Source organism: Pseudovibrio flavus, from assembly GCF_009711345.1.
Classification (GTDB): domain Bacteria; phylum Pseudomonadota; class Alphaproteobacteria; order Rhizobiales; family Stappiaceae; genus Pseudovibrio; species Pseudovibrio flavus.
On the sequence record NZ_SMMA01000061.1, the window covers coordinates 199503 to 225831 of the forward strand.

Annotated in this window: 21 protein-coding genes; 12 read left to right on the forward strand and 9 right to left on the reverse strand. The window is 52.4% G+C overall.

What is annotated here, in order from left to right:
* The first annotated feature begins 319 nt into the window (after positions 1-319).
* Complete coding sequence (gene rnd / locus E1162_RS10105; RefSeq protein ID WP_257098902.1) at positions 320-1561, forward strand: ribonuclease D; 1242 nt, start codon at positions 320-322, stop codon at positions 1559-1561.
* Positions 1562-1643: 82 nt separating this feature from the next.
* Here rnd and ppx read toward each other — a convergent pair whose 3' ends face one another.
* The 4 genes from ppx to E1162_RS10125 form a co-directional block, all read right to left on the reverse strand.
* A complete protein-coding gene (ppx, locus tag E1162_RS10110; protein WP_371311892.1) occupies positions 1644-3167 on the reverse strand; it encodes an exopolyphosphatase in 1524 nt (507 codons plus the stop codon).
* The gene (locus E1162_RS10115; RefSeq protein WP_371311896.1) at positions 3160-5364 is read right to left on the reverse strand and encodes an RNA degradosome polyphosphate kinase; all 2205 of its coding nucleotides are present in this window, start codon (positions 5362-5364) and stop codon (positions 3160-3162) included. Before E1162_RS10115 ends, ppx begins: the two co-directional genes overlap by 8 nt.
* A 108-nt stretch (positions 5365-5472) precedes the next feature.
* Positions 5473-6156 carry a P-loop NTPase family protein gene (locus E1162_RS10120; protein WP_155130289.1) on the reverse strand — a complete coding sequence of 228 codons (684 nt, stop codon included), beginning with the start codon at positions 6154-6156 and terminating at the stop codon, positions 5473-5475.
* On the reverse strand, positions 6153-7244 hold the full coding sequence (locus tag E1162_RS10125) for an AI-2E family transporter (protein ID WP_155130291.1): 1092 nt from the start codon (positions 7242-7244) through the stop codon (positions 6153-6155). The genes E1162_RS10120 and E1162_RS10125 overlap by 4 nt, the downstream gene beginning before the upstream one ends.
* A 276-nt stretch (positions 7245-7520) precedes the next feature.
* On the opposite strand from E1162_RS10125, the gene purM reads away from it, so the two are divergent.
* Both purM and purN read left to right on the forward strand, forming a co-directional pair.
* A complete protein-coding gene (gene purM / locus E1162_RS10130; protein ID WP_155130293.1) occupies positions 7521-8600 on the forward strand; it encodes a phosphoribosylformylglycinamidine cyclo-ligase in 1080 nt (359 codons plus the stop codon).
* Positions 8597-9259: a phosphoribosylglycinamide formyltransferase gene (gene purN / locus E1162_RS10135; RefSeq protein WP_155130295.1), complete on the forward strand. Its 663-nt coding sequence runs from the start codon at positions 8597-8599 to the stop codon at positions 9257-9259. The genes purM and purN overlap by 4 nt, the downstream gene beginning before the upstream one ends.
* Before the next feature lie 69 nt (positions 9260-9328).
* Here the strand turns inward: purN and E1162_RS10140 are convergent, their stop codons facing one another.
* Positions 9329-11419 (reverse strand): molybdopterin-containing oxidoreductase family protein, encoded by a 2091-nt coding sequence (locus E1162_RS10140; protein WP_155130297.1) that lies wholly within the window; start codon positions 11417-11419, stop codon positions 9329-9331.
* A gap of 173 nt (positions 11420-11592) precedes the next feature.
* Positions 11593-12015, reverse strand: coding sequence for a nucleoside-diphosphate kinase (gene ndk, locus E1162_RS10145; RefSeq protein WP_155130299.1), 423 nt, complete (start codon positions 12013-12015; stop codon positions 11593-11595).
* A gap of 354 nt (positions 12016-12369) precedes the next feature.
* On the opposite strand from ndk, the gene E1162_RS10150 reads away from it, so the two are divergent.
* Together E1162_RS10150 and E1162_RS10155 are read left to right on the forward strand one after the other, a co-directional pair.
* Positions 12370-12903: a DinB family protein gene (locus tag E1162_RS10150; RefSeq protein ID WP_155130301.1), complete on the forward strand. Its 534-nt coding sequence runs from the start codon at positions 12370-12372 to the stop codon at positions 12901-12903.
* A gap of 100 nt (positions 12904-13003) precedes the next feature.
* The gene (locus E1162_RS10155) at positions 13004-14893 is read left to right on the forward strand and encodes an ABC-F family ATP-binding cassette domain-containing protein (protein ID WP_155130422.1); all 1890 of its coding nucleotides are present in this window, start codon (positions 13004-13006) and stop codon (positions 14891-14893) included.
* Between the two features lie 85 nt (positions 14894-14978).
* On the opposite strand, the gene E1162_RS10160 is transcribed toward E1162_RS10155, so the two are convergent.
* Positions 14979-15428, reverse strand: a complete 450-nt coding sequence (locus tag E1162_RS10160) for a DNA polymerase III subunit chi (protein ID WP_155130303.1) — start codon at positions 15426-15428, stop codon at positions 14979-14981.
* 322 nt (positions 15429-15750) lie between these two features.
* On the opposite strand from E1162_RS10160, the gene E1162_RS19535 reads away from it, so the two are divergent.
* Positions 15751-15873, forward strand: coding sequence for a hypothetical protein (locus E1162_RS19535; protein WP_257098892.1), 123 nt, complete (start codon positions 15751-15753; stop codon positions 15871-15873).
* 102 nt (positions 15874-15975) lie between these two features.
* Here the strand turns inward: E1162_RS19535 and E1162_RS10165 are convergent, their stop codons facing one another.
* The gene (locus tag E1162_RS10165) at positions 15976-17466 is read right to left on the reverse strand and encodes a leucyl aminopeptidase (RefSeq protein ID WP_155130305.1); all 1491 of its coding nucleotides are present in this window, start codon (positions 17464-17466) and stop codon (positions 15976-15978) included.
* Between the two features lie 245 nt (positions 17467-17711).
* Here E1162_RS10165 and lptF point away from each other — a divergent pair, with 245 nt between their 5' ends.
* From lptF to rsmA, 6 genes are all read left to right on the forward strand, one after another.
* Entirely contained in the window at positions 17712-18893 is a 1182-nt protein-coding gene (lptF, locus tag E1162_RS10170; RefSeq protein ID WP_155130307.1) for an LPS export ABC transporter permease LptF, read from the forward strand.
* Positions 18893-19984, forward strand: coding sequence for an LPS export ABC transporter permease LptG (gene lptG / locus E1162_RS10175; protein ID WP_371311897.1), 1092 nt, complete (start codon positions 18893-18895; stop codon positions 19982-19984). Before lptF ends, lptG begins: the two co-directional genes overlap by 1 nt.
* Positions 19984-22359: an LPS-assembly protein LptD gene (locus E1162_RS10180; protein ID WP_155130311.1), complete on the forward strand. Its 2376-nt coding sequence runs from the start codon at positions 19984-19986 to the stop codon at positions 22357-22359. Before lptG ends, E1162_RS10180 begins: the two co-directional genes overlap by 1 nt.
* Before the next feature lie 188 nt (positions 22360-22547).
* Positions 22548-23483, forward strand: coding sequence for a SurA N-terminal domain-containing protein (locus E1162_RS10185; protein WP_257098893.1), 936 nt, complete (start codon positions 22548-22550; stop codon positions 23481-23483).
* Between the two features lie 189 nt (positions 23484-23672).
* Positions 23673-24692 (forward strand): 4-hydroxythreonine-4-phosphate dehydrogenase PdxA, encoded by a 1020-nt coding sequence (gene pdxA / locus E1162_RS10190; protein WP_306455029.1) that lies wholly within the window; start codon positions 23673-23675, stop codon positions 24690-24692.
* Between the two features lie 5 nt (positions 24693-24697).
* Positions 24698-25531: a 16S rRNA (adenine(1518)-N(6)/adenine(1519)-N(6))-dimethyltransferase RsmA gene (gene rsmA / locus E1162_RS10195; RefSeq protein WP_155130312.1), complete on the forward strand. Its 834-nt coding sequence runs from the start codon at positions 24698-24700 to the stop codon at positions 25529-25531.
* A 78-nt stretch (positions 25532-25609) separates the two neighbouring features.
* Here rsmA and gmk read toward each other — a convergent pair whose 3' ends face one another.
* Positions 25610-26311, reverse strand: a complete 702-nt coding sequence (gene gmk / locus E1162_RS10200) for a guanylate kinase (protein WP_155130314.1) — start codon at positions 26309-26311, stop codon at positions 25610-25612.
* Positions 26312-26329 lie beyond the last annotated feature (18 nt).

Genomic DNA, 26329 nt, shown 5'->3' on the forward strand with positions numbered 1-26329 from the left:
TGCCATAGTTCTTATAGTCATAAAACTCGTAGAAAAAGGTGCCTTAAATAAAAGGCGCTGGCTGGAAAAGCCACGTTGTCACGCTAAAGTCAAGGGAGCTATTCAAATCAGCGTAGTTTCCATAGAAAAATCGAGCGAAATTGCATTTTCGACGCACTCTTTCCATAAAAAGCGCAGAAGTGGCCTTCTCCGCCTTTTAAAGCCCACAGATCACGCTATCTCCTACCCGCGTTATCCATTAGCGAAATACGCGGTGTAACTGTGAAGTTTTTCGGGCGACAATCGGGCCAAGCTCAAGTATAGAACCAATACCATGAATATGATTGTTTCCAGCGAAGGGCTCAAAGAAGCCTGTGCACTCCTTTCCCGTTCGGACTTTGTCACTATCGACACCGAATTCCTCCGGGAAACGACATTTTGGCCGCAGCTTTGCCTAATCCAGATGGCTAGCCCGGAGCAGGCATACATTGTCGATGCTCTGGCGGAAGGTCTGGACCTGACCCCGTTTTTCGAATTGATGAAAAACCCAGCCGTCACAAAGGTATTTCATGCAGCCCGTCAGGACGTCGAGATCGTTTACAAGCTCGGCGGCATTATCCCGACACCTCTGTTTGACAGTCAGGTCGCGGCAATGGTCTGCGGCTTCGGCGATTCGGTCTCCTATGACCAGCTGGTGCAGAAAGTAACCGGCAACCAGATCGATAAATCCTCCCGCTTCACTGATTGGTCGCGCCGTCCGCTGACCCAGAAGCAGCTGGCCTACGCTCTGGCTGATGTTACGCACCTGCGCGATATCTATCTGTTCTTGAAAAAGCAGTTGGAACAAAAAGGTAGAACCCACTGGGTTGAGGATGAGATGAAACTTCTCACCTCGGAAGACACCTACCGTTCCGATCCGCTAAATGCGTGGAAACGCCTGAAACTGCGCGTAAAGAAACCGCGTGAGCTTGCCATTTTGAAAGAACTGGCAGCATGGCGCGATAAAGAAGCGCAAAGCCGCAACATGCCGCGTAGCCGTATCATGAAGGACGATGCCCTTTATGAACTGGCCCAGCAGCAGCCACGCTCAACAGAGGCACTTGGCCACCTGCGCGCCATTCCGCGTGGGTTTGAAAAGTCCAAATACGCTCCAGAGCTTCTCAAGGCAGTCGCTGCCGGTCTTGCTATTCCTGAACAGGACTTGCCAGAAATTCCAAAAGGCCGCCCTGCTCCAGATGGCTCTTCTGCTGCGGTAGACCTTCTCAAAGTTCTGCTGAAGATGAAGAGCGAAGACTTTGGCGTTGCCGCTAAAGTGATTGCGACTGTCGACGATCTTGAAAAAATCGCGGCAGACGATGAAGCAGACGTACAGGCTCTTCAGGGCTGGCGCCGCGAATTGTTCGGTGAAGCTGCTCTGCGCCTGAAAGCCGGTGAAGTGGCTCTTGCATTCAATGGCCGCGCAATCGTTCTTTGCGAACAAGGCGAGCCAGTGGAACGAGTATCCAAATCCGCTAAGCGCAACAAGCGTCCGAAAGCGGAAGGCAATGGCAAGCGCCCGCAAAACACAGAGCCGACTGAGTAAGCTCTTTAAAAATATAGAAACAAAAAAAGGCGCCGCGAATATTCGCAGGCGCCCTTTTTGTATCTTTAGCTCGTTAGCTCTATCAAAGAACGCGAACGTCCCCATCAAGGTCCATCAGCTTCGCAAGCTGGTTCACCCGCTTACGCAAACGCTCGCCATCAAAGTCAGAAAGATCTTTTGGCAAGGTAAGTGTCAGTTTGCCATCAACAAGGCTCATAGAGGTCCGCTCAAGAACGCCGGAAATCGACGCGCTGATGAGCGATGCCACTCTAAAGATCGCACCAATCACGCAAGCAAGATGGGCAAGACGGTCACTGCACAAAGCCCGAAGGCGCGGAGACAACGCGTCTTGAACAATACCTTCGTGGCGGAAGAACACCGCCATAGCTAGGTAAGCACGACCTGCATGATCAACCTGAACAAAGCCAGCATTACTAATAATGTTCAAGGACTGCTGACCACGATAATCAGGGTGCGCGCGCCAACCAATATCGGCTAGATAGCAAGCAGCTTCGCGCAGACGCGCTTCATATGCGCTCTCATCCAGACCGGAAATCTGCATGATCTGGTTACTCCACCGAATAAGCTCATTGCTGTATTCTGGAGAGCGGGCACGCAGTTCGCTAAGCTCTTCGGATGCGACAAGTAGAGCGTCCTTCTTCTTGCCTTCCTGAGAGAGCAAGTCGTAGAGCAGACCTTCACGTACACCAAGCGCAGAGAAGACCACCTTCTTTGCATGAGACTGTTTCAAAGTCTCGCGCATGACAGTTGCGCCAAACGGCAGCAACGAACGACGAGCCTTGGAAATCACCTCAATGCGAGGAAGTGTATTGACGTCATTGTTAATGATGGTGTCGCAGAAATCGATCGCCACTTCCGCAGGAATTGCATAGTCATGCATAACATGCAGCGGATAGCCTTCCTGAAACAGGTGCAAACGACCCAAGGAACGCCAAGTACCACCGATCGCATAGAAATTACGACCCGTCGCGTTGGTAAGCCAGTCAGCTTTGGAAAGCTCGGTCTTGGCAATCTTTGCAGCTTTGCCGAGATCCCGTTCAGATGAATCTTGAAGACGCAGACCACCAAGCGGGAATGTAATGCCTTGCCCGATACGGCCATGCTGAAGGTCGACAAGCTCCAAAGAGCCACCACCCAAGTCACCAACCACACCATCAGCTTTCCAGAAACCGGAAATTACACCAAGAGCGGAATAGTAGGCTTCATCGCGGCCGGAAAGGATGAGAACCGGCTGCCCGCAAATACGTTCAACATCGCGGATAAACGCGGCGCCGTTGCTGGCTTCGCGTGCGGCGGCAGTTGCCAGAATTTTCAGGCTGGTAACGCCGATATGATCGCAGATCTTTTTGAAGCGGGTGAGCGCCTTGAGCGCCACCTGCATCCGCTCGTCTTCCAGACGACCAGTCTGTCCGACACCGCGGCCAAGGCCCGCGAGGATTTTTTCGTTAAACAGTGCGGTTGGGCTACGAGACAGGCGCTCGTAAACCACCAGACGCACGGAGTTGGAACCAATATCTATGATTGCGATCGGGCCAGCACCGATGAACCGGCCCCTTACTTCGCCATGTTTATATATGTCAGGCACTTGTATCGCGTTCCGATAGCAATTTTGGACTGTCACTCAACAAAGAGCTACCACGGCCAGACAAGGAAGGGTTCGTCATAAAGAACTGATGCGCATTGAACGGTTCTTCATCTGGCAAAGGCACGATCCGCTCATGACTACCATCAGAAAGAAGGTTCCAGCTCTGCTGGTTGTCTTCCAGATTGGCGACCATAATCTGATCCAAAACCTGTTCGTGAACAGTCGGGTTGGTAATTGGCACCATAATCTCGACACGGCGGTCGAGGTTACGTGGCATAAGGTCGGCCGAACCAATGTAAACATGAGCATTTCTGCTCGGCAGACCGCAACCATTACCGAAGCAATAAATGCGGCTGTGTTCAAGGAAGCGACCAACAATAGACTTTGCGCGGATATTGTCAGAAAGCCCCGGAATGCCCGGACGCAGACAGCAAATACCGCGAATAACAAGATCAACCTGCACGCCCGCCTGACTTGCGCGGTACAAAGCGTCGATAATTTGCAGGTCGACAAGAGAATTCAGTTTCAACCAGATCTGCGCAGGGCGGCCCGCCTTGGCATGCGCAATTTCTTCTTCGGTATGCTGAAGAATGCGAGCCCGAAGGGACTTCGGAGAAATCGCAACTTTTTGCAACTCACCCGGCTCAACGTAGCCGGTCACATAATTAAACACCTTAGCCGCGTCACTTGCCATCGCAGGGTCAGCGGTAAAGTAAGACAGGTCGGTATATACGCGCGCAGTGATTGGGTGATAGTTGCCCGTACCGATATGGCAGTAGGTACGTAACGTGCTGCCTTCCCGGCGAACAACCATAGACAGCTTGGCGTGAGTTTTCAGCTCAAGGAAGCCAAAGACCACCTGCACACCTGCTCGTTCAAGGTCCCGGGCCCAGCGAATGTTTGCAGCCTCGTCAAAACGGGCCTTAAGCTCAACCAGCGCCGTAACGGATTTACCAGCCTCAGCAGCTTCAATCAGAGCCGTGACGATTGGCGAGTTATTTGAGGTCCGATAAAGGGTCTGCTTGATCGCGACAACGTCAGGGTCTTGCGCAGCCTGATGAAGGAACTGCACCACCACATCGAAGCTCTCATATGGATGATGGACCAAAATGTCTTTTTGCTGGATCGCCGCAAAACAATCGCCACCATGCTCGCGAATGCGCTCAGGGAAACGTGCATTGAACTTCGTGAACTTCAGATCCGGACGTTTGACGTCAAGGAGCTGAGAAAGGTCATTCAACGCGAGCAGACCATTGACGAGGAACACCTCATCGCCATCTTCGATTTCAAGCTCATTGGCTACGAAATTACGCAGGTCCTCTGGTGTTCCGTCTTCGATCTCCAGACGAATGACAGAACCACGGCGGCGACGGCGCAGAGCGCTTTCAAAAACGCGTACGAGATCTTCTGCTTCCTCTTCAATTTCAAGGTCGCTGTCTCGCAGGATGCGGAACGCGCCCTTACCGCGCACTTTGTATCCAGGGAACAAACGCGAAATGAAGAGGCTGATGATGGACTCAATTGGAACGAAGCGGATGACGCGGCGGTCTGCACTTTTATCTTCCGGCAAAATGACAAAGCGGCCGATCTGCGGCGGCACACGCAGCAGCGCAGTCATGCCCGCTCCGCCTTCCACCGACACAAGGTCCAAAATGAGTGAGAAACCAAGGTTTGGAATAAACGGGAACGGATGGGCAGGATCAATGGCCAGCGGCGTCAGAACAGGGAAGATGTGATTGAGGAAGTACTCCTCCAGCCACTCAGCCTCTCCCTTGCCTAGCTCTTTCGCAGGAACAATGTAGATGCCTTCGTCGGCAAGCTCTGTGCGCAACTGACGAAAGCGGCTCTGCTGCTCGCTCTGCAGCTTACCTACAGCATCACCAATCCGTTCAAGTTGTTCAGTTGGGGTATGACCGTCAGCAGAAAGCTTGCTCACCCCTGCCCGCAGTTGCCCACGCAAACCGGCAACGCGAACCATGAAGAACTCATCAAGGTTGTTTGCCGAGATAGAGAGAAAACGAAGGCGCTCCAGCAGAGGGTGACTAGGGTTCATGGATTCTTCCAGAACCCGCCTATTAAATTGCAGCCAAGACAGTTCCCTGTTCACGAACCGCTTAGGGGAATACATCAGCTCTGCACCGTCCTCAAAAGATGTCGGAGCGAAATCCGGAACATCGGTATGATTTAGTTCACTCATATCGTTCATTTCAGATCCTTTGAGGCACACCCAAGCGGCACTATAGTAGCCTGATGTTATAATAGGATTAAATCACTCGCACTTGCACCCTACCGGTAGACGCAGGTCTTAGTCCTGCGCCATTTCGTCCAGCACACTGGCAGCCATCGCGCGTGTCATTTTTTTACCCTTTGCCAACGCAAGGCGATCAAGGGCATCAACCACCTGCATTGCCGCATAAAGCGAGCGCTCAATGCGAATGACCAGATAGTCAATGAGTGCTGGATCAACCGCGACCTGGCGATCAGCAAACAGCTTCGTCAAAACCATACGCAGCAGCATATCGTCCGGCTCGGCAATCTCGATCGGCGTTGCCAGACGGAAGCGCGAAGCAAGGTCCGGCAGTGTCAGGTTAAAGGTTACCGGCAACGCTCGCGATGTCATAAGCAACGTCTGGCTATGCTGACGAACAGCATTAAACAGATGGAACAATGCACGCTCATTGAACCCGTCATGCAGGTCCTCAATAGCAACAGGACCGGACTCTGCCAGTACGGTTGCCATTTCTTCTGTCAGGTCACCAGCCTTCACCACCTGTGCGCCGGAAATCTCGTGCCACGCGTTGACCAAATGCGACTTACCTGAACCCGCAGGGCCAGTAAGCACAACATAAGGAGCGCTCCAGTCAGGCCATGTCGTCAGCAGGTTGAAGGCCGCCATGTTGGCCTCACTCACAAGATAGTCCTCTAATCCAAGAGCCTCCTCGTGAGGCAAGATCAGGGGCAACTGCTGAGGGTTTGCCGATCCTGTCATTCCAAATCGTCCATCTTTTTATTATTTGTGCCAAAACCGGCATAAAACGGGCTACCAAGATATTGTGTGAGCGCAAATCGCGCTAGTACCCCAACCACCGCTGCGGCCGGAATTGCGATCAACATCCCCACAAATCCCATCAAAGAACCAAAAGCGAACAACGCAAACATCAGCCAGACGGGGTGTAGCCCTACACTTTTACCTACCAATTTGGGTTGAAGGATGTTGCCCTCAAGAAACTGGCCAGCACCAAACACAGCCAGAACGAGCAAAATCCATAGCGGATCATCCCAGAACTGTACCAGAGCAACGCCAATAGAGAGCACAAAGCCCACAAGCGCGCCAACGTACGGAATGAAGCTGATGAGACCTGCAGTCAAGCCAATAAGCAAACCGAACTTTAGGCCAACCAGAACCAGCGCAACGGCATAGAAGCTGCCCAGCACCAGACATACCATTACCTGCCCGCGAACAAAGCCCGCTACAGCGTCATCCATCTGACGGGCAAGCCCGCGAATGGTCTGCTGATGCTGGCGAGGAAGCCAGCTGTCGATACGGGCGATCATATCATCCCAGTCGAGTAGCAAGTAGAACGCAACAACCGGCGTAACCACCATCAAGGACACGATGGAAAGCAGCGCCTGCCCGCCGCTCCAGATAGAGGCGAGAAGCTTGCCAAGCCATGTGGCGGCCTGAGCCATCAAGTTTCCAAGGTTATCGCGCAGCTCCAAGCCGGTCATATCAGCGATATTCGGAAACCGCTTGCCAATCACGTTGGTGAGCAGCGCTTGCAGGTCAGCAACGATTTGCGGCAAGTCATCAATGAACTGCGCCAACTGGCTTCCGATCAACGGACCCAGAATAAGCAGCACCACAACGAAGAACAGCAGGAACAGCAAGAGAATCAAAAAGGTCGCGATAAGGCGATTTAACCCCTTGGCCTCCAGATAATCCGCAACAGGATCCAGTAGGTATGCAAGGCCCATACCTGCAACGAATGGCAGCAGAATATCGCTGAATACCATAAGAAACAGAATGAACGCTGCAAAAGAACCAACCCAGAAATAAATGCGGTTGCGTAGTGTCATCTGGCATAACTCCCTGAACAACCTACTAAAACACGTAGCTGCCGTAATAGCGGATCTTACACATAATAGCACCACTGTTTCACAATAAATGACAGTATGGGAAAGTGGCGGAGTGTTCGTGCTACCATATGCCAGCGTATAACTAGGAAAAAGCATAAAAACAGAGCTGGTATATTCGCCACAAGCCTTGCTTTTAATGGTGCTTTTGGGTTCTATGCCGCCAAAATCACAAAGAACGCGGCGACCCTTCGCTCGCACAACGACGGAGTAAAATCCATGAGCCAGGCCCAAGATGGCGGCAAAGGTCTTACCTATTCTCAAGCAGGTGTCGATATTGATGCGGGTAACGCGCTTGTAAAGCGCATTTCACCATTGGTGAAAGCAACACGCCGTTCCGGTGCAGATGGTGAAATTGGTGGTTTTGGCGGTCTCTTTGATGTGAAGGGTGCAGGATTTAAAGATCCAATCCTTGTCGCAGCAAATGATGGTGTGGGTACCAAGCTCAAAATCGCAATCGACTCCGACCAACACGCAACCGTTGGTATCGACCTCGTAGCTATGTGCGTGAACGATCTTATCGTTCAGGGCGCAGAACCGCTGTTCTTCCTTGATTATTTTGCATGTGGTGCGCTGGACGTAGAACGCGCAACCGCAGTTATCGCAGGCATTGCTGAAGGCTGCAAAATCTCCGGCTGCGCCCTCATCGGCGGTGAAACCGCTGAAATGCCGGGCATGTACGCCAAAGACGATTATGACCTTGCAGGTTTTGCAGTTGGCGCGGCAGAACGCGGCCAGCTTCTTCCATCTGCGGACATTAAAGAAGGCGACGTTCTTCTGGGTCTTACCTCTTCCGGCGTTCACTCCAACGGCTTCTCCCTCGTTCGTAAGATCGTAGAGGTATCTGGCCTTGGCTGGCAGGACGCAGCACCATTTGAAGCGGATAAGAGCCTTGGCGAAGCGCTGATGGCCCCGACCCGCATCTATGTTAAACCAATACTGGCTGCAATCCGCGAAACCGGTGCAGTAAAAGCAATGGCTCACATCACCGGCGGCGGTCTTCCTGAAAACCTGCCTCGCGTTCTTCCTGATGCTTTGGCAGCGCGCATCAACCTTGATGCAATCAACGCTCCTGCGGTGTTCCGCTGGCTTTCCCAGACTGGCGACGTTGCCCAGTCTGAAATGCTGCGCACCTTCAACTGCGGCGTAGGCATGGTCGTTGTTGTCAGCGCTGAAAAGGCTGATGAAGCAATTGCCAAGCTCGAAGCAGAAGGCGAAACCGTTCTACGTCTCGGCCAGCTTGAAGCACGCTCCGGCGAAGCAGTCGTGTTCGACGGCGCACTGGACATGAGCCTATGAGCGAATTCGCACCCAAAAAAGTTGCAGTTCTGATTTCCGGCCGCGGCAGCAATATGGCCTCCCTTATTGCTGCAGCCAAGGAAGAAGGGTATCCGGCCCAGATCGTTCTGGTTGCCTCCAATAACCCTGATGCTAAAGGTCTTGAGACAGCAGCTGCAGAAGGCATTGCCACCTGCGCCGTTGATCACAAAGCCTACGGCAAGGACCGCGAAGCCTTTGAAAAGGCGCTGAACGAAGAAATCGTAAAGTCTGGTGCAGAGCTGGTCGTTCTGGCAGGCTTTATGCGCTTGCTAACGCCTTGGTTCGTGAAGCAGTGGGAAGGCCGGATGATCAACATCCACCCTGCTCTCCTGCCAAGCTTCAAAGGTCTGGACACGCACCAGCGCGCAATTGATGCAGGTGTTCGTCTCCACGGCGCGACTGTCCACTTCGTTACACCTGAAATGGATGTAGGCCCGATCATTATGCAGGGAGCGGTTCCGGTTCTTGACGATGATACGGAAGCAACCCTTGCGGCTCGCGTTCTCACCGTAGAACACGAGATCTATCCGGAAGCGCTGGCACTTGTAGCCGCAGAGCGCACCTGCATTGAAGGTATGCGCGTTCGCATTCTTGGTAGCGATGATATGGAAGAAGACCTGATCGCTCCTGTAGTTTAGCGGTCAGAGCAATCTGCTTTCATTTGTGATTTTTTAACGCGGCTTCGGGAAACCCAAGCCGCGTTTTTATTAGAGTTTGCGGACCGCTATATGGGCATCATGGAATGCCGCGCCGCCAAACGGTGCCACTTGGTCAGCACCAGTGAGCGTGTTGATACCACATCCATTGATGAAGCTTGCATTCGGCCAAAGCCCCTCGCTGACAACGGTGCCTCGCTTATGGCTCTCACGCACATCGCAATGCAGCTGTACTTCGCCGCGGTGATTGTAAAGCGCGACAGCATCACCATCGCTAACACCCAGCGCTGCCGCATCCTCTGGATGAAGAATAGCCGTCGGACGCCCTTCTTTGGCGATAGAACCTTCCGTCTCGTTGAACGATGAGTTCAAGAATGACCGTGCAGGTGCTGTTACCAGCCTGAATGGATAGTCTTGCGTCGGTTTTTCAGTCACATCCCAGTGGTCCGGCAGGCTCGGCATATCTGCCCACGGTCCCATAACGCCAGCATTCGTTACAGGAACAGACTTCCAGTCCGGTTTAAAACGGAACCGTCCATCCGAGTAACCGAAGCCGGTCAGATAGTGAGAGGTTTCGAAATTTGGCTGGCAGTCGATCCAACGCTCGCTTTCCAAACGCTCCAAACCGCCATAACCGGAAGAGCGCAGCATATAATCGACATGCTCACGAGCAGACCACGCATGGGCCTCATGGTATTGACCATCCGTGCGTTTGATCAGCTCATTGAGAACGTAGAGGTTCTCTTTCGCCTCACCCGGCGCATCCATAAGCTTCGGGCCAAACAAAATAGACTGCTGACCACCTGCTTTATATATGTCGTCATGCTCTAGAAACTGGGTCGCGGGCAGCACGATATCTGCCATCAGCGCAGTCTCGGTCATGAACTGCTCATGCACAACGGTGAAGAGGTCTTCCCTCGCCATCCCTTCGCGTACTAGCGCTTGCTCCGGCGCAGTAGACATAGGGTTTGTGTTCTGGATCAGCATTGCGGTAACAGGAGGACCACCAAGCAGCGCTTCTTCATCGCCTGTCAGAATGCGGCCGATCTGGGATTGGTCCAGCTCGCGTATGCCCTCTTCTTTCAGGCTGTGTCCTTCGATCATGGAGTAGTCGAGACCAAAGATGCCGCCGTTGTTGTGGAAGCAGCCGCCGCCCTCATACTGGTAATGACCGCCTACGACGGCAATGCACGAGGCGGCATGCATATTGGCCGTTCCATTGCGCGAGCGGCTGAACCCATAGCCCAAACGGAAGAACGTCTTTTGCGTTTTCCCGATTAGCCGCGCGAATTCCTCAATCGCATCGACTTCCAATCCGGTGATTTCCGCAGCCCATTCAGGCCCCTTGTCTTTCAGATGCGCTTCCAGCTCTTCCGGCGCATCCGCATAGGCCTTCATATAGTCTCTATCCGCGTACCCATCGCGGAAAAGCACATGCATCACAGCACAGGCCAGCGCACCATCTGTTCCGGGGCGAATGATAAGGCCAATATCGGCCTGCTTCATCGTCTCGGTTTCATACACATCAACGACGGCAATCTTCGCGCCACGTTTCTTTCGTGCTGCGATGGCGTGCGTCATAACGTTGATCTGCGTCGCGACCGGATTGGTGCCCCATATGACAACAAAGTCGGAAAGCGCCATCTCGCGCGGATCGGGACCAGCTAGACGGCCGGTACCGGCAATGTAACCCGTCCAAGCCATGTTGGTGCAGAACGTGGCATACATGCCAGAATAATTCTTGGAATGGCGCAGACGATTGATACTGTCGCGCTGAACGAGGCCCATGGTGCCTGCAAAGAAGTAAGGCCATACCGCCTGCGGTCCGTGACGCTCTTCCGCCTCAAGAAACTTGCGAGCGATGAGATCAAGCGCCTCATCCCATGAGACGCGGGTAAACTCGCCGCTCCCTTTTGGGCCGGTACGCTTTAGCGGATAAAGCAATCTGTCGGGGTGATGTAGACGCTCGCTATATCGGGCAACCTTCGCGCAAATCACACCGGCCGTATAGCTGTTCTCTCTAGCACCGCGCAAACGGGCAAGGCGGCCGTCCGGTTTAAACTCCACCTCAACGGCGCAGCTTGAAGGACAATCATGAGGACAGACCGAAAAGGCCTTGGAAGGCTTGGAGTGCGCGTTCATGTGTTCCCGAAATAATCGTGTTTGCGGCCAACGTTTTCAAAGAGCCATCTCCACCCCATAAACCGTTGGGTGTCAAGGCACACCAGCCCAACTGACATAGATGTGAAGCACTACAGAAACAAAAAGGCCGGACGAACTGCCCGACCTTTAAAACTCGCAGTTTGATCTGGCTATTAGCCAACGATCTCGGTTTCAGAGAACCAGTATGCGATTTCGATCTGTGCGTTTTCAGCAGAGTCGGAACCATGAACAGAGTTCTCGCCGATGGAAAGAGCAAATGCTTTGCGAATGGTACCTTCAACAGCTTCTGCTGGATTGGTTGCGCCCATAACTTCGCGGTTCTTTGCAATAGCGTTTTCGCCTTCAAGAACCTGAACGATGGTTGGAGCGGAAGACATGAATTCAGTCAGTTCGCCAAAGAATGGACGCTCTTTGTGGACCGCGTAAAAACCTTCTGCCTGCTTCAAGGACATCCAAACGCGCTTGGAAGCAACAACGCGCAGACCGGATTCTTCCAGCTTCGCGGTAATTGCGCCAGTAAGGTTGCGCTTGGTAGCGTCTGGCTTGATCATGGAGAAGGTGCGTTCAATCGCCATCTTTTATTCCTGTCTGTAACTGTGGGTACAAAAGCTGCACCCGATACTGAAATATCCCAGAGGGCTCACGTAAACCCAAAATTGAGGAGTTTGCGCAGGGTATACTTTTAGAACACTGCCTATTGCAAGTAGCTATACGTTTATTTGCGTATCTTTTTTCGATCTCCCGTAACCCACTCAACTCTTTAGGGAAACTTCACCTCCATTATATAGGTGTATCCACGATTATCAAATCCACCTAATTCCAAATGCGTCTGGGGACCACGGTAACAATTCGCAAAAATTGATTCCCATCAATTTCTAATCGCCTCTTTAGAAGCACTCTACGCGCAACAATTTCGGAAGAGGTTTGCCATGAAAGCAGCGTTCGTAATGTACGCAGCATATAATAAGTGGGCTAATGGTATCCTGCTTAGAGAATGCGAACAGATTAGCGAAGACGATTACCACCGCGACATGGGGGTATATTTCGGCTCGATCCACCGCACGCTGGACCACCAACTGCTGGCCGATCACGTATGGCTATACCGCCTGACTGGTGATGGCGAACCATTCGACAGCCTTGATGATGATATGACCGGCTCTTTGGATGTGCTGACAGAAAAGCGCATTCGCCTTGATGAACGCATCATCTCCACCATTGATCAGATGAAGGAATCTGATCTCATGCGCACGCTCATCTACCGCACTCTGCGCAAACCTCTTGTGATGCAGCAGCCGCTTGGCGCGGCCCTCTTCCACTTCTTTAACCACCAGACCCATCATCGCGGTCAGGTCCATGCTCTTATGCACCAACTCGGCCGCACGCCACCGGCTCTGGATCTCATCTATTTCCAGAACGAGAGCGGGGTTGGCATGGCCAAAGACAAGTACCGCGTAATGCCATAGGGAACGCCTTAAGCGGTTTCCTATTTAAAGAGCGCAATTTATGTCAATCAGTGGCAGTTGCGCTCTTGCCAAACCGCAGCATTGGGTTCAAACAACGCCAATGCTACAGATTACCGACCTCACCTACCGCATTGCAGGACGCCTGCTGATTGATAACGCCAGCGTCACCATTCCCTCCAACGCCAAAACCGGCTTGGTTGGTCGAAATGGTGCGGGCAAATCAACGCTTTTCAAGATTTTGATGGGCGAGCTTTCATCAGAAAGCGGCTCATCGTCCATGCCACGCAATGCGCGTATCGGTCAGGTCGCACAGGAAGCGCCGGGAACGCAGGATAGTCTGCTCCAGACAGTTCTTGCAGCCGATACAGAACGTACTGCCCTGCTTGAGGAAGCTGAAACGGCAACGGACCCGATCCGCATTGCCGAAATTCACACGCGCCTTGCAGATATTGGCAGCCACAGCGCAGAAGCGCGCGCTGGCGCTATTCTTTCCGGCCTTGGCTTTTCAGCCGAGCAGCAGCAAGAGCCTTGCGCCAACTTCTCCGGTGGTTGGCGTATGCGCGTTGCGCTGGCAGCGCTTCTATTCTCCGAGCCTGACCTGCTACTCCTCGACGAGCCAACCAACTACCTCGACTTGGAAGGTACGCTGTGGCTTGAAAACTTCGTCGCTCGCTACCCGCATCAGGTTCTACTGATCTCGCACGACCGCGACCTACTTAACAAAGCAGTCGATTCCATCGTGCATCTGGATCGCGGCAAGCTCACATTCTATCGCGGTGGTTATGATAGCTTTGACCGTCAACGACGCGAAAAACTGATCCTTCAGAAGAAGGAGAGCGAAAAGGTCGAAGCACGCCGCAAGCATATGCAGGCGTTTGTTGATCGCTTCCGCGCAAAGGCAACCAAGGCCCGTCAGGCTCAGTCTCGCCTGAAGATGCTGGAGAAGATGCAGCCTATTACCGTATTGGATATGGAAAGTGGTCTACCGCTTCGTATTCCGGATGCGCAGGTGCAGCTCTCTCCGCCAATCATCAAGCTGGAAAGCGCGTCTGTCGGTTACGGCGACAAAACCATTCTCTCACGCATCAATCTGAACATCGATCACGATGACCGTATTGCTCTGCTGGGTGCCAATGGTAACGGCAAGTCCACATTCGCCAAGCTGATTGCCGGCCGTTTGGGCTTGCAGGCGGGTAACATGATTACCTCGCCAAAACTGAACACCGCATTTTTCGCCCAGCACCAACTGGACGACCTGATGCCGGACGCAACCGCAGTCGATCACGTTCGCCCATTGATGCCAGATGCGCCAGAATCCAAGCTGCGTGCCCGCGTTGATCAGTTCGGTCTGCCGACAGACCGTATGGACACCGCTGCAAGAGATCTTTCCGGTGGTGAAAAGGCACGCCTTCTACTGGGCCTCGCAACCTTTACCGGCCCTAACCTTCTCATCCTCGACGAACCAACCAACCACTTGGACATCGACAGCCGCGAAGCGCTGGTACACGCAATCAACGAGTATCGCGGCGCAGTCATTCTTATCTCGCACGATCGTCACCTGATCGAAGCCTGTGCTGATCGTCTGTGGCTCGTAAACGAAGGCACCGTGAAGCCATACGATGGTGACATGGAGGACTATCGCAAGCTCATCCTGCAGAAGGACAAAGACAACGGCGACAAGGGCAGTTCGGCTAATGGCGAGGAAAAGAAAGAATCTTTAACAGACCGTCGCCGCGCGGCTGCAGAAAAGCGCGCTCAGCTTGCTCCACTGAAGAAGAAAATTCAGGAGCAGGAAAAAGAGATGGCTCGTCTTCAAGAGAAGATGGACAAGCTCGACGTAGCCCTATCTGACGGCGATCTCTATGTGAACGATCCTGAAAAAGCAACGAAGTACGCCAAGATCCGCGCTGAAGCTGAACGTCTGCTTGCAAGAGCTGAAGAGAAATGGCTCGAACTATCCGATCAGTATGAGGAAGCTGGCGGCGAGTAACGAGACCCGCCCTTCAAAACAGTACCCAGCTCACTTTAAGGGCTGAAAGAGAACTCTCAAGAAAGCCTGCTAGATAACTGTTCTATCAGGCTTTTCTTTCCCAGCCACCCTGCTCCGTCTGCGCCCAGTAGGTCAACTCGTGATCAAGACCTTTCACCTCAACCCAGCGCTGACGTGCTTCCTGAAGCGCTTCAGGGTCGTTTCCATCAAACATATAAACAACACGCTGGTACTCGCTCGCATCGGGTAACGGAGCACGATCGACGCAAAAACGTACGATTGAAGTGTTCGGGTTGTCACCTTCACATGTGAGGTAGATCGGCTGCGCTTCTTCGTAACCATCCTCTTTGGTGCCATGGGGCAAGAAGGCTTCGTCGGAATAGGTCCACAAATGCGCGTTCATCGAATCGCGGCGCTCCTGACTGCCAAACTGAACCGTTACGGCCCAGTCCCTGTCCAGGCACTTTTGAAGGAGCAAAGGCAAAGCCTGTTCCAAAGGAAATTTCGAAAGCTGGTAGAACAGCACTTCACTCATGTGTAAAACCCACTCCAATGGCTGCTAAGTATTTTACGCTAGGTCAGTTTTCCCGTTGCGTTTCCTAGGCCCAAACACACAACTGTAGAATTTGGGGCACAGCCTATTCTAAAAATTAGGGAATTCGCCGAGCGTTCGGTTGCACTCCCTGCGATATTCCGAGATAAATGCCACCAGTACAAAATTGGTTTGTATTCGACAACTCTTAAAACCTATTAACTATGCATAAACCCTCCATGATATTTATTCGTGGGTGTTATGAGGATTGCGCAACAAGCCAGTCCCTTAAAAAGATAATGCGGGTGGCATCAAAGGGTCGATAATGTTTGCGCGTATAGCTTTGTTTCTAACGCTGGTCTGTGGTTTGGTGGGTGTAACGGCAGCAGTTGGCGCTATTTTGCCAACAACCGACTACCAGACCTGTGAAAACTACAAAACCTGTTAAACGGTTAGAGTTCTTAGAGTTTTAGGCCCTCGTTTTTGATGGGCCTACAAATAAAAAAGCCGGAGGTTTTTCCTCCGGCTTTTTTGCTGCATTTTCCAAAGCTTATGCTTCGTAATGGTCTTTCACCAGCTTGTTCAGCGAGCGAACGCCGAAACCGGAAGCCCAACCCTGCGAAATAGCAGATTTAGGAGAGCCCATTGCTGTACCTGCGATATCAAGGTGCGCCCATGGGGTTTCACCAATAAAGCGCTGCAGCATGACAGCAGCGGTGCTTGCACCACCCCAGCGGTTGCCGCCGGTGTTCTTCATGTCAGCATTAGGGGTATCGATCTGCTTGTCGTACTCCTTGCCGAGCGGCAAACGCCAGTACTTCTCTTCGGTTGCCTCACCTGCATCAAAAATGCGGCCAGCAAGTTCATCATCGTTGGAGAACAGGCCAGCGCGGTGAATGCCAAGCGCAACCATGCAAGCGCCTGTTAGGGTAGCAAGGTCAACGATCATGGACGGCTTAAAGCGATCGTTGGTGTACCAAAGCGCATCAGCCAGCACCAGACGACCTTCAGCATCGGTGTTGAGGATTTCGATGGTCTGACCAGACATAGTAGTCACGATATCGCCCGGACGCTGAGCATCACCATCCGGCATGTTTTCTACCAGACCGATCACACCAATGACGTTCGCTTTCGCTTTACGAGCGGCAAGAGCGTACATAAGGCCGGTTACAGCACCTGCACCGCCCATATCACCCTTCATTTCATCCATGCCAGCGCCCGGTTTCAAGGAAATACCGCCGGAATCAAACACAACGCCCTTACCGACAAATGCGATAGGCGCATCGCCATCTTTGCCGCCGTTCCACTTCATAATAGCGATACGGGCAGGACGGCGGGAACCGCGAGCAACACCAAGCAGAGCGCCCATGCCGAGCTTTTCCATCTGCTCAACGTCCAGCACTTCGGTTTCAATGCCGAGGCTTTCAAGCTCAACAGCCTTGGCAGCAAACTCAATAGGACCAAGATCGTTTGGTGGGGTGTTCACCAGCTGACGAGCAAGCAGAGCGCCACGAGCAACAGCTTCTCTTTCAGCCCAGCTTGCAGAGGCAGCAGCAACATCTGCAGCCTTGATTTCGAGCATTAGGCTGTAATCGCCCTCGCCGTCATCATCTTTCTTCTTGGTTTTGTAGTCGTCAAACTCATAACCGCGTAGCAGTGCACCTTCAGCAAATGCGCCAGCAGCTTCTACAGAACCGTCAAAACATACTTCAGCAGCCGCAACTTTCAGCGCTTTCAGTTTGCCGTAAACTTCACCGCCAATAAGCGTCCAATCCTGAGCACTCAGCTCGTCAGCCTTGCCCAGACCAACAACAAGAACGCGACCAGCATTCACACCTGCAGGAACCAGAAGATCCAGCATGGAAGATTTCTTGCCTTTGAACGCAGCAACCTCTGCCGCCTTCTTCAGGTTTTCAGCGCCCTCGCCCAGAGCTGCCAGAGCAGATTCGGAAAATGCCAAATCGTCCTGAGCAAATACCACGAGCACAGGAGCACTCACTGCTGACAATGCGGAAAATGAAATAGCTGGAAGTATCGCCATCCTCGTCCTTCTTTCTTTATATCCACCGGTCTTTCTGGACCAATCATCCAACCGGTGCGTGTAGTCATAATCTTTGGTGAGACAATGGCCCTGCAGGTCTCGTCTTGCAAGATTTCGTTGCGAAACTAACGGAATTATTCATCAATTCAGGCGCTTCCCCCCTCCCTTTGGGAAAATCCGTGCTATGCAGGGGTGATAAAAAGAAAAGCAAACAACCAACTTGGCCACCAGGTGCGTCGGAATTTATGAAAACAATTGAACGCTACATATTGTTTCGCACTGTGAACACGTTCGTGCTCGCCATCGCGGCGATGACTGGCGTGGTGTGGGCGACCCAGGCCCTGCGCCAACTCGACCTTGTCACGGCGAAAGGCCAAACACTTCTTCAGTTTGTCTATATTACTTCCCTCGCTCTTCCCTTTCTTTGTGTCATCGTCGCGCCGTTTGCGCTGATGATAGCGCTCGTCGTGGTGCTGAACGCACTGGCAAGGGATAGTGAGCTCATCGTAATTAGCGCCTCGGGCGCAGGTCGCTCTATCATATTGAAACCGGTGATGGTTTTCGCACTAATGATAGCCGGCCTCATGGCGTATTTCGCGCTATTTTTATCTCCATCATCCCTTGCAACACTGCGAGAGGAACTAACTCGCGTTCGCGTTGATCTGGTTGCAAATATCGTAAAACCGGGCCGTTTTATCCAAATGGATCAGGGCCTTACTTTCCATATTCGCAACCGTACCGGTGATGGTCTTCTGGAAGGACTGCTGCTCAATGACGAGCGCGATCCAGAGATAATCTTCACCTACACTGCTGAACGCGGTCAGATCATGGAGATCGCGGACAAGACATTGCTCGTCATGCTAGACGGTACAATTCAGCGCCGTCCAACACAGGGCGATGACATCTCCATTGTCAGCTTTGAATCCTACGGTTTTGACCTTTCGGCGATGATCCCTGAAGCAAGTGAGCCGACGTATAAAGCCAGTGAGCGGCCGACGTTCGAGCTCCTTTCAATCGACCCGAACGATGCCTACGCCAACAAAAATCGGGACCGCCTCCTCGTTGAGTTTCATGACCGTATGAGCATACCGCTCTATCCGATTGCATTTGCTTTAGTCGCATTTGCATTGCTGGGTGGGCCAAAAACAACACGTCAAAGTCAGGTGCTTTCGATCACCATGGTCATCGCTCTTTGCGTTCTGATCAGAACGGCCGGTTTTGGCGCAACACTGATAGTCTCCAGCCTGCCTAGCCTGTTCTGGATTCAATATGCCGTGCCGCTAACTGCGATTTTGCTTACGAGTTGGGCAATCGCAATGGGCACACGGCCGCGCTGGCTCAAAGCACTCGGCAACACTATTGATAATGCTATTGAAAAGATCTCTGCACGACTGTCAGCCTCCAAGAATAAAGGAGCAGCATCGTGATTAGAGGAAGAACCCTATTCACCTACATATCTGCGCGGTTTTTCAAGACCATCTTGGCCCTGTTCCTCTTTGCGGCTGTTTTGATCTTCCTGTTCGACGTACTGGAACTGGTTCGGCGTGGTGCCGACCGTGAAGGTTTCTCGGTCCTGCGTATTACCGCGATTTCCGCTCTTCGAATGCCACTGCTACTGGAACAAGTGTTCCCATTTGCGGTTCTGTTCGGGTCCATCTGGTCGTTTTTAACGCTCAGCCGGAGCCTGGAGCTGGTCGTAGCAAGAGCTGCGGGCATGTCCGTTTGGCAGTTCACAGCACCGGCAATTCTGACAGCACTGTTCCTCGGCATCTTTGCGATTTTGGCTTACAACCCGCTTGCTGCAAAAATGCAGGAGTATTCGGATCAGCTCGCCGCCGGTATCTTTGGCGTTGAACAAAGCTATCTTCTCAACTCACAAGGGGAGATCTGGTTGCGGCAGGATGGTTCGGATGGCGAGTCTGTTTTGCATGCCCGCCACATGATGTCTCACGGCGACACTCTGAACGGTGTCACGATTTTCGCGTTCGACCGTAACGGCAAGTTTATGGAACGAATCGAGGCGAGAAGCGCCAGCCTTGCGGATAATATGTGGCACTTAAAGGACGCAACTGTGTATGGCCTAAACGTTGATCCACAACATTATGGCAGCTACACCCTAAGCACTTTCTTAACGCCGACGGAAATTCGCGAGAGCATAGCCTCCCCTGAATCCATTAGTTTCTGGCAGTTACCGCGCTTCATCGAGCTATCACAAAGGGCGGGTCTCCCTGCATATCGGTATTCTTTACAGTATCAAACTCTCCTTGCGAAACCACTATTGTTGGTGGCGATGGTTCTGATTGCCGCTGCAGTTTCATTAAGAGTTTCGAGATTTGGCGGAATTGGCAAGCTAATTGTAGGTGGTATTTCCGCAGGCTTCGTGCTTTACGTAGTCACTGAAGTCTCAGGGGATTTAGGGGGCGCGGGTATCGTCCCTACCACCGTAGCTGCATGGGCGCCTGGCGTATTTGGGGTACTTATGGGTTTTACAATCCTGTTGAATCAGGAGGACGGCTGATGAAGCTGGTGTCCTCCCGTCGACAGATAACAAAAAATAGCAGGGTGCTGGCCTACAAGTTTTTGCTTGGGGTATCTTCGCTCGCACTGATTGGTAGCGCAGGTGTATTGTCTGCGACCGACCCCGCTTATGCTCAAGTCAATTTCGAAGACGCAATTTCGCAGAAGGTTGATACCGATCAACCAATGCTGCTTGAAGCGCGCGAGCTTCAATATGATTTTGATAATGATGTTGTAAGCGCTGAGGGCGCTGTCGAAATCTATTTCGACGACTACACGCTGCAAGCCAACAAAGTCGTCTATGACCGTAAATCCGGCCGTTTCAAAGCCTTTGGCGATGTTCGAATGACGGAGCCCGACGGCAACCTCATTCAGGCACAGTCACTGGATTTGAGTGACGACTTCAAAGATGGCTTTATCAAAGTTCTGCAAATCGATACGCCGCAGTTTACTCGGTTGATGGCTGAAAGTGCGGAGCGTAAGGACGATAACCTAACCACGCTCACTGACGGCGTTTACACAGTGTATACCACCTCGGCGAAGCCTGCCCTGTGGCGTGTGAAAGCTGCAAAGGTGATCCACGACCAGAACGAGCAGGTTATCTATTTCGAGAAGCCATCTCTGGAGTTTCTAGGCTCTTCCATTCTGACGGTCCCTTATTTCGAGATTGCGGATCCCTCAGTCAAGCGCAAGTCAGGCTTCCTGACACCAAACTTCATTTATAAAAGCCGCGTAGGTTACGGCACCACCATTCCGTATTACTGGGCGCTTGATCCGCATTACGATCTTCTCACCACGCTTACTCCTCTCACCAGTCAGGGCGCGTTGTTGACCGCAACATGGCGACAGGAAGTTGAAGGCGGTGAGTATAGCCTCACGCTTGGCGGTATAAATCAGTTCCAGCCGGAAAAGTTTGAAGGGTCTAGCGGCGATAAAGATTTCCGTTTTATCGTAAATACTGAAGGCGGCATCGATTTAACAGATCGTTGGACAGCCGGCTGGAATCTAACTTACGCAACTGACCGTGCTTTCCGTGATGATTATGGTTTTGCAGACTTTGGCGCTGCTGAAGAGAAATCGGAAATTTATCTGAGGGGACAAAGCGAAACCAACCGCTTTGAGGCAGCTCTCTACGCCTTCCAAATTTCGCAGGAAGACAATCCAGATCCATTTGATCCGGCAAACCCAACGCCTCCGTTTTCACCGGTTGACGACGATCTTCAGTCGAAGCAGCCTGTTGTTCATCCGGTGATCGACCATTCTGTTATTTTTGGACAGTCGATCTTAGGTGGCGAGTTAGCCTATACGAGTAACATCACCAGCCTTACCCGTGATAAAACCGACGCGTTTTCCATAAATAACGAAGATCGGTTCCGCGGAGTAGAAGGCACATTTACTCGAGCAAGTGCTGACCTCAGCTGGAAACGCTCGTTCATTGATCCATTCGGTCAAGTCTTCACACCGTTTGCATACGCAAAGACCAACCTGTACTTCCTCGCCTCTGCCGATAAGAACGTAACGGCTCTCACAGGCGATGCGGTGGCGTTTACAGGTATGCCTGCGGTTGGTCTGGAGTACAGTTATCCGATCCTCGTTGGATTTGATGGCGGTCACCAGATCTTCCAGCCGACTGCCCAGATTATTGCTCGTCCAAACGAACAGCGTATCGGCGAACTGCCAAACGAAGACGCACAGTCTATGGTGTTCGACGCATCGACCTTGTTTGAGTGGGACAAGTTCTCAGGCTTTGACCGAAACGAAGGCGGCACACGTGCTAACCTCGGCCTGCAGTACCGTCTGCAATTTGACCGCGGCGCGTTTGCAAGTGCCCTATTCGGACGCTCCATCCAGCTTGCTGGCGAGAACTCCTATGCAGTTCCAGATATTCTGGACGCGACGGGCGACTCCGGCCTGCAGAACGATCTGTCTGACTACGTAACGAGCCTCTATTTCGATACCAACACTGGTGTTCGCCTTGGTGCCAACGCACGCTTCGACGAGCATGACTTCTCGGTTCAGCGTGCAGAAATCAACACCAGCGGCCGTTATGGTCCGGTTTCAGCAGCGCTTGGTTATGCTTTCCTCGCAGAGCGTGAAGATGCAGGCGTCGACGAGCAACGTCAGGAAATGGTTGGTTCGACCAACATCAGCCTCTCCGATACGTGGCGAATGTTCGGCTCTATGCGTTTCGACCTTGTGAACGGCAACGTCGTGCAGGATATGCTCGGCATCGGTTATGACGATGAAGGCCTCTCCCTTTCTGTTTCCTATGCAGAAGATAGAAGCCGAAACAACGGCGAGCCAGTTGAGCAAATCTTCTATTTCCGTGTTGGCCTTCGCACAATCGGCGACACCAGCGTGAGCACTGGACGTTAGAATTGAATAGTGACAAACGGAGACGCATACCGCCTGCTCCGTTTGTCAAAAGATGGCCGCAAATTGGCCATTCTCATGAGCTAGGCGGTTGCCTGTAGAAACACGTCGATAAACCTTCTGTTTTTAATCGAATTGTGTCACATACAGTAAATTCACCGGATTAGAATTTGGGCATCCCGGAACGCTTTATGATGAAGACAAGTCAATTAGGTCTCCTTTTCGCTGCAGCTTTGCTGGTTGCGCCACTTACCGCGCCACTTCCAACTCAAGCTGCGACCCGCATCGAGATCGTGATCAACGATAAACCGATCACCAGCTATGACTTGTCACAGCGCGTTAAGCTCATTCAGCTCACCACGCCATACAAAGGCTCTGCAGCGAAAAAACGCGCCAAGGAAGAGCTGATCGACGAGGCTTTGAAGCTTCAGGAAGCCAAGCGCATCGGCGTGAGAATCAACGACAAACAAGTCGATGATGCATTTGCGACCATCGCAAAACGGGTGAAATTGTCTCCTAGCCAGTTTAAACAGGCTCTTGGACAGAACGGCGTGAATTCCAAAACCTTGAAAGATCGCCTGCGCGCAGAAATCGCCTGGAGCGACGTTGTTATGCAGCGATTCCGCGCGACCGTACGCATTAACGAATCTGATGTTATTGCAGCGATGCAAGGCAGCGGTAAAGCCGATAGCGACAACTCTGCCGTCGAATATGACCTTCAGCGCGTAATCTTCGTCATTCCTGAAAACGCTAGCAGCTCCTTCAAGCGCAAGCGTCAGAACGAAGTTGATAAGCTGCGCAGCCGCTTCACTTCTTGTAAGGATGGCCTGCGCATCGCTTCTGGCCTTAAGGAAGTTGTCGTAAAGCCAATCGGTAAGCGCTTGGAAACAGACCTTCCGCCGCAACTGCGTGAACAGCTCTCCAAGATCTCTGTCGGCCGCCTCCTTCCACCTGAGAAGGAAAAGAACAGCATCTCCATGCTTGCTGTTTGCGGTAAGCGCACCATTCAAAGTGATGCAGCTGCTCGTGAAGAAATCGAAGGCGAACTGCGTAACAAACAGGGCCAGCAGCTTTCCCGGCGTTACCTGCATGATCTTCGTGCCAACGCGGTTATCGAAGAGCGCTAATAATTTGCTTTGAGATTATCTCCCGAGATTGGGAGTAACACTCGTTTAAGGGCGTTTTGGTGCTGGCAAGCCCAAAGCGCCCTAAGCATTTGAAACTACCAATCGTGTATTCGGCTATTTCAGCCCAATCCTAGATGGTCTATGCTGCTAAAGGCATAGAAACTACAAAACTTGGGGGGATGGCAAACCATGATGAAGCGCGCCCAAAGACCGCTTGCAGTAACAATGGGAGAGCCAGCAGGAATTGGCCCCGAGCTTATCCTTAAAGCATGGAAGGAGCGCTATGAGCGCGACCTGCCGGAGTTTTATGTAGTAGCCGATCCAGAGTTTCTAAAAGCGCGGGCAAAAGAGCTTGGCATCAATGTGCCTGTGAAGGTCGTCGAACCAGAAGATGCGCTTCCTGTGTTTCACAGCTCCTTGCCTGTCTTTCCACTTTCTTCATCAGTGAAGTGCCAAGCAGGCGAACCAGATAGCAAAAATGCGGCTGCTGTCATTGAGTCCATTCGTACTTGTGTAGCGCACGTTTTAGAGCGCAAAGCAGAAGCATTGGTGACTAACCCAATCGCTAAATCAGTGCTTTATGAAGCTGGATTTGAACATCCGGGCCACACCGAGTATCTCGCACACCTATCGCACGAACTTTACAGCGTACACGCAGAGCCCGTCATGCTGCTGGCTGGCCCAGACCTCATGACAGTGCCGCTCACCGTACACATTCCGCTAAAGGATGTACCTGCTGCGCTGACCGAAGAGCTCATCATCACAAAGGCGCGCATCGTTCACAACGACATGCGCCGCCGCTTTGGCTTGACCTCACCACGCCTTGCGATCTGCGGCCTTAATCCGCACGCCGGCGAAGACGGAACCATGGGCCGTGAGGACCGTGAAATCATTGCACCCGCTGTGCGCAAGCTTCAGGATGAGGGCATCAACGCGTCTGGCCCGTTCCCTGGAGACACCCTCTTTCACCGGGAAGCACGCAAAACCTATGATGTGGCGCTCGCGACCTACCACGATCAGGCGCTCATCCCTGTAAAAACCATTGCCTTTGACGATACAGTTAATGTAACGCTAGGACTTCCTTTTGTTAGAACTTCACCGGACCATGGAACAGCCTTTGGCCTTGCTGGTACCGGAAAAGCATCAGCCAACAGCCTTTCGGCAGCCCTGCGCCTTGCACTGGCGCTGGCAGAACCTGAATTAGTATAAAAAGAATGGCACAAATCGACAGCCTCCCTCCTCTGCGCGAGGTCATCGCCGAACACGGTCTGGACGCCCGCAAATCCCTTGGTCAGAACTTCCTTCTGGACCTGAACCTTACCAGCCGCATTGCGCGCAACGCTGGCCCGCTGGAAGACTGCACTGTTGTGGAAGTTGGGCCGGGCCCGGGTGGCCTTACCCGCGCACTTCTGGCAGAAGGCGCTAAAAAGGTCATCGCGATCGAAAAAGACAGCCGCTGCTTGCCAGCGCTGAAGCAGATCAGCGATCACTATGATGGCCGGTTGGAAGTGATCGAAGGCGATGCGCTGAAATTCAATCCAGCAGACCTTGCTGACGGCCCGATCAAGATCGTTGCAAACCTTCCTTACAACGTCGGCACACAGCTTTTGCTGGGCTGGCTCACAATGGAAGAATGGCCGCCGTTTTGGTCATCCCTCACCTTGATGTTCCAAAAGGAAGTTGGTGAGCGCATTGTTGCCGATACTGCCAGCAAGCACTATGGCCGCCTCGGCGTTCTTGCCAACTGGCGCTGCCATACCGAAATCCTGTTTGACCTGAACCCGAAAGCATTTACGCCGCCGCCAAAGGTAACGTCCTCTGTTGTGCAGCTGCTGCCTCGTGAAAAGCCACTGGACTGTCCCATCAGAGCGCTTGAGAAAGTTACTGCAGCAGCCTTTGGTCAACGCCGCAAAATGCTTCGCCAAAGTCTCAAGTCTTTGGCCCCAGATGCTGAAGACCGGATTGTGGCCGCAGGTCTAAAGCCAACATCGCGCGCAGAAGAAGTCGATGTGGCAGGCTTTATCGCTCTTGCCCATGCTTTCAGCTAAAAGCATAAATTTTCAAAAGAAAAGCCCCTTGCAGGTCCATCTTGCAAGGGGCTTCTTGATTTTTGCAGCTAGACTTGATTAGTCCTGCTTGGACTGATCAACCACGTCCTGCAGGTCTTCAACCATCGCATCAATAAGCGGCTCCAGAGATGGAATACGCTTGCGGCGAAGACGCTCTGCTTTCAGAATAGAGCGAACAGCGTCATAAGCACGATCTAGGTCATCATTGATGACTACATAATCGTACTTCTTCCACTCGCTCATCTCGCTCACAGCGGTCTTCATGCGCTTGAGAATAACTTCCTCAGAATCTTCCGCACGCTTGGTCAAACGAGCACGCATTTCAGCGATTGATGGAGGCAGAATGAAAATGGAAACAACATCTTCACGCATCTTGTCATAGAGCTGGAAGGTGCCAGCAATATCGATATCAAACAGAACGTCACTGCCATCAGACAGGCTGTTTTCAACCAGCTCACGCGGTGTACCGTAGCTGTTGCCATGTACGGTGGCCCATTCCAGCAGCTCATCCTGATCAGCCATCTTGGTGAACTTGTCCTGCGTGATGAAGTGGTAGTGAACCCCATCAACTTCGGAGGTACGGCGCGGACGCGTCGTTACGGAAACGGACATACGCAGGTTTTTTTCCTGCTCAAGCAGCAAGCGCGCAATTGTGGACTTACCAGCACCCGATGGTGAGGAAAGCACCAGCATCAAACCGCGGCGTTCATCATCTGCCTGCTGGGAACTAACAGTGGTGCCAGCTCTTTTCTCGGACATATTCCAGCTCCAAATTCT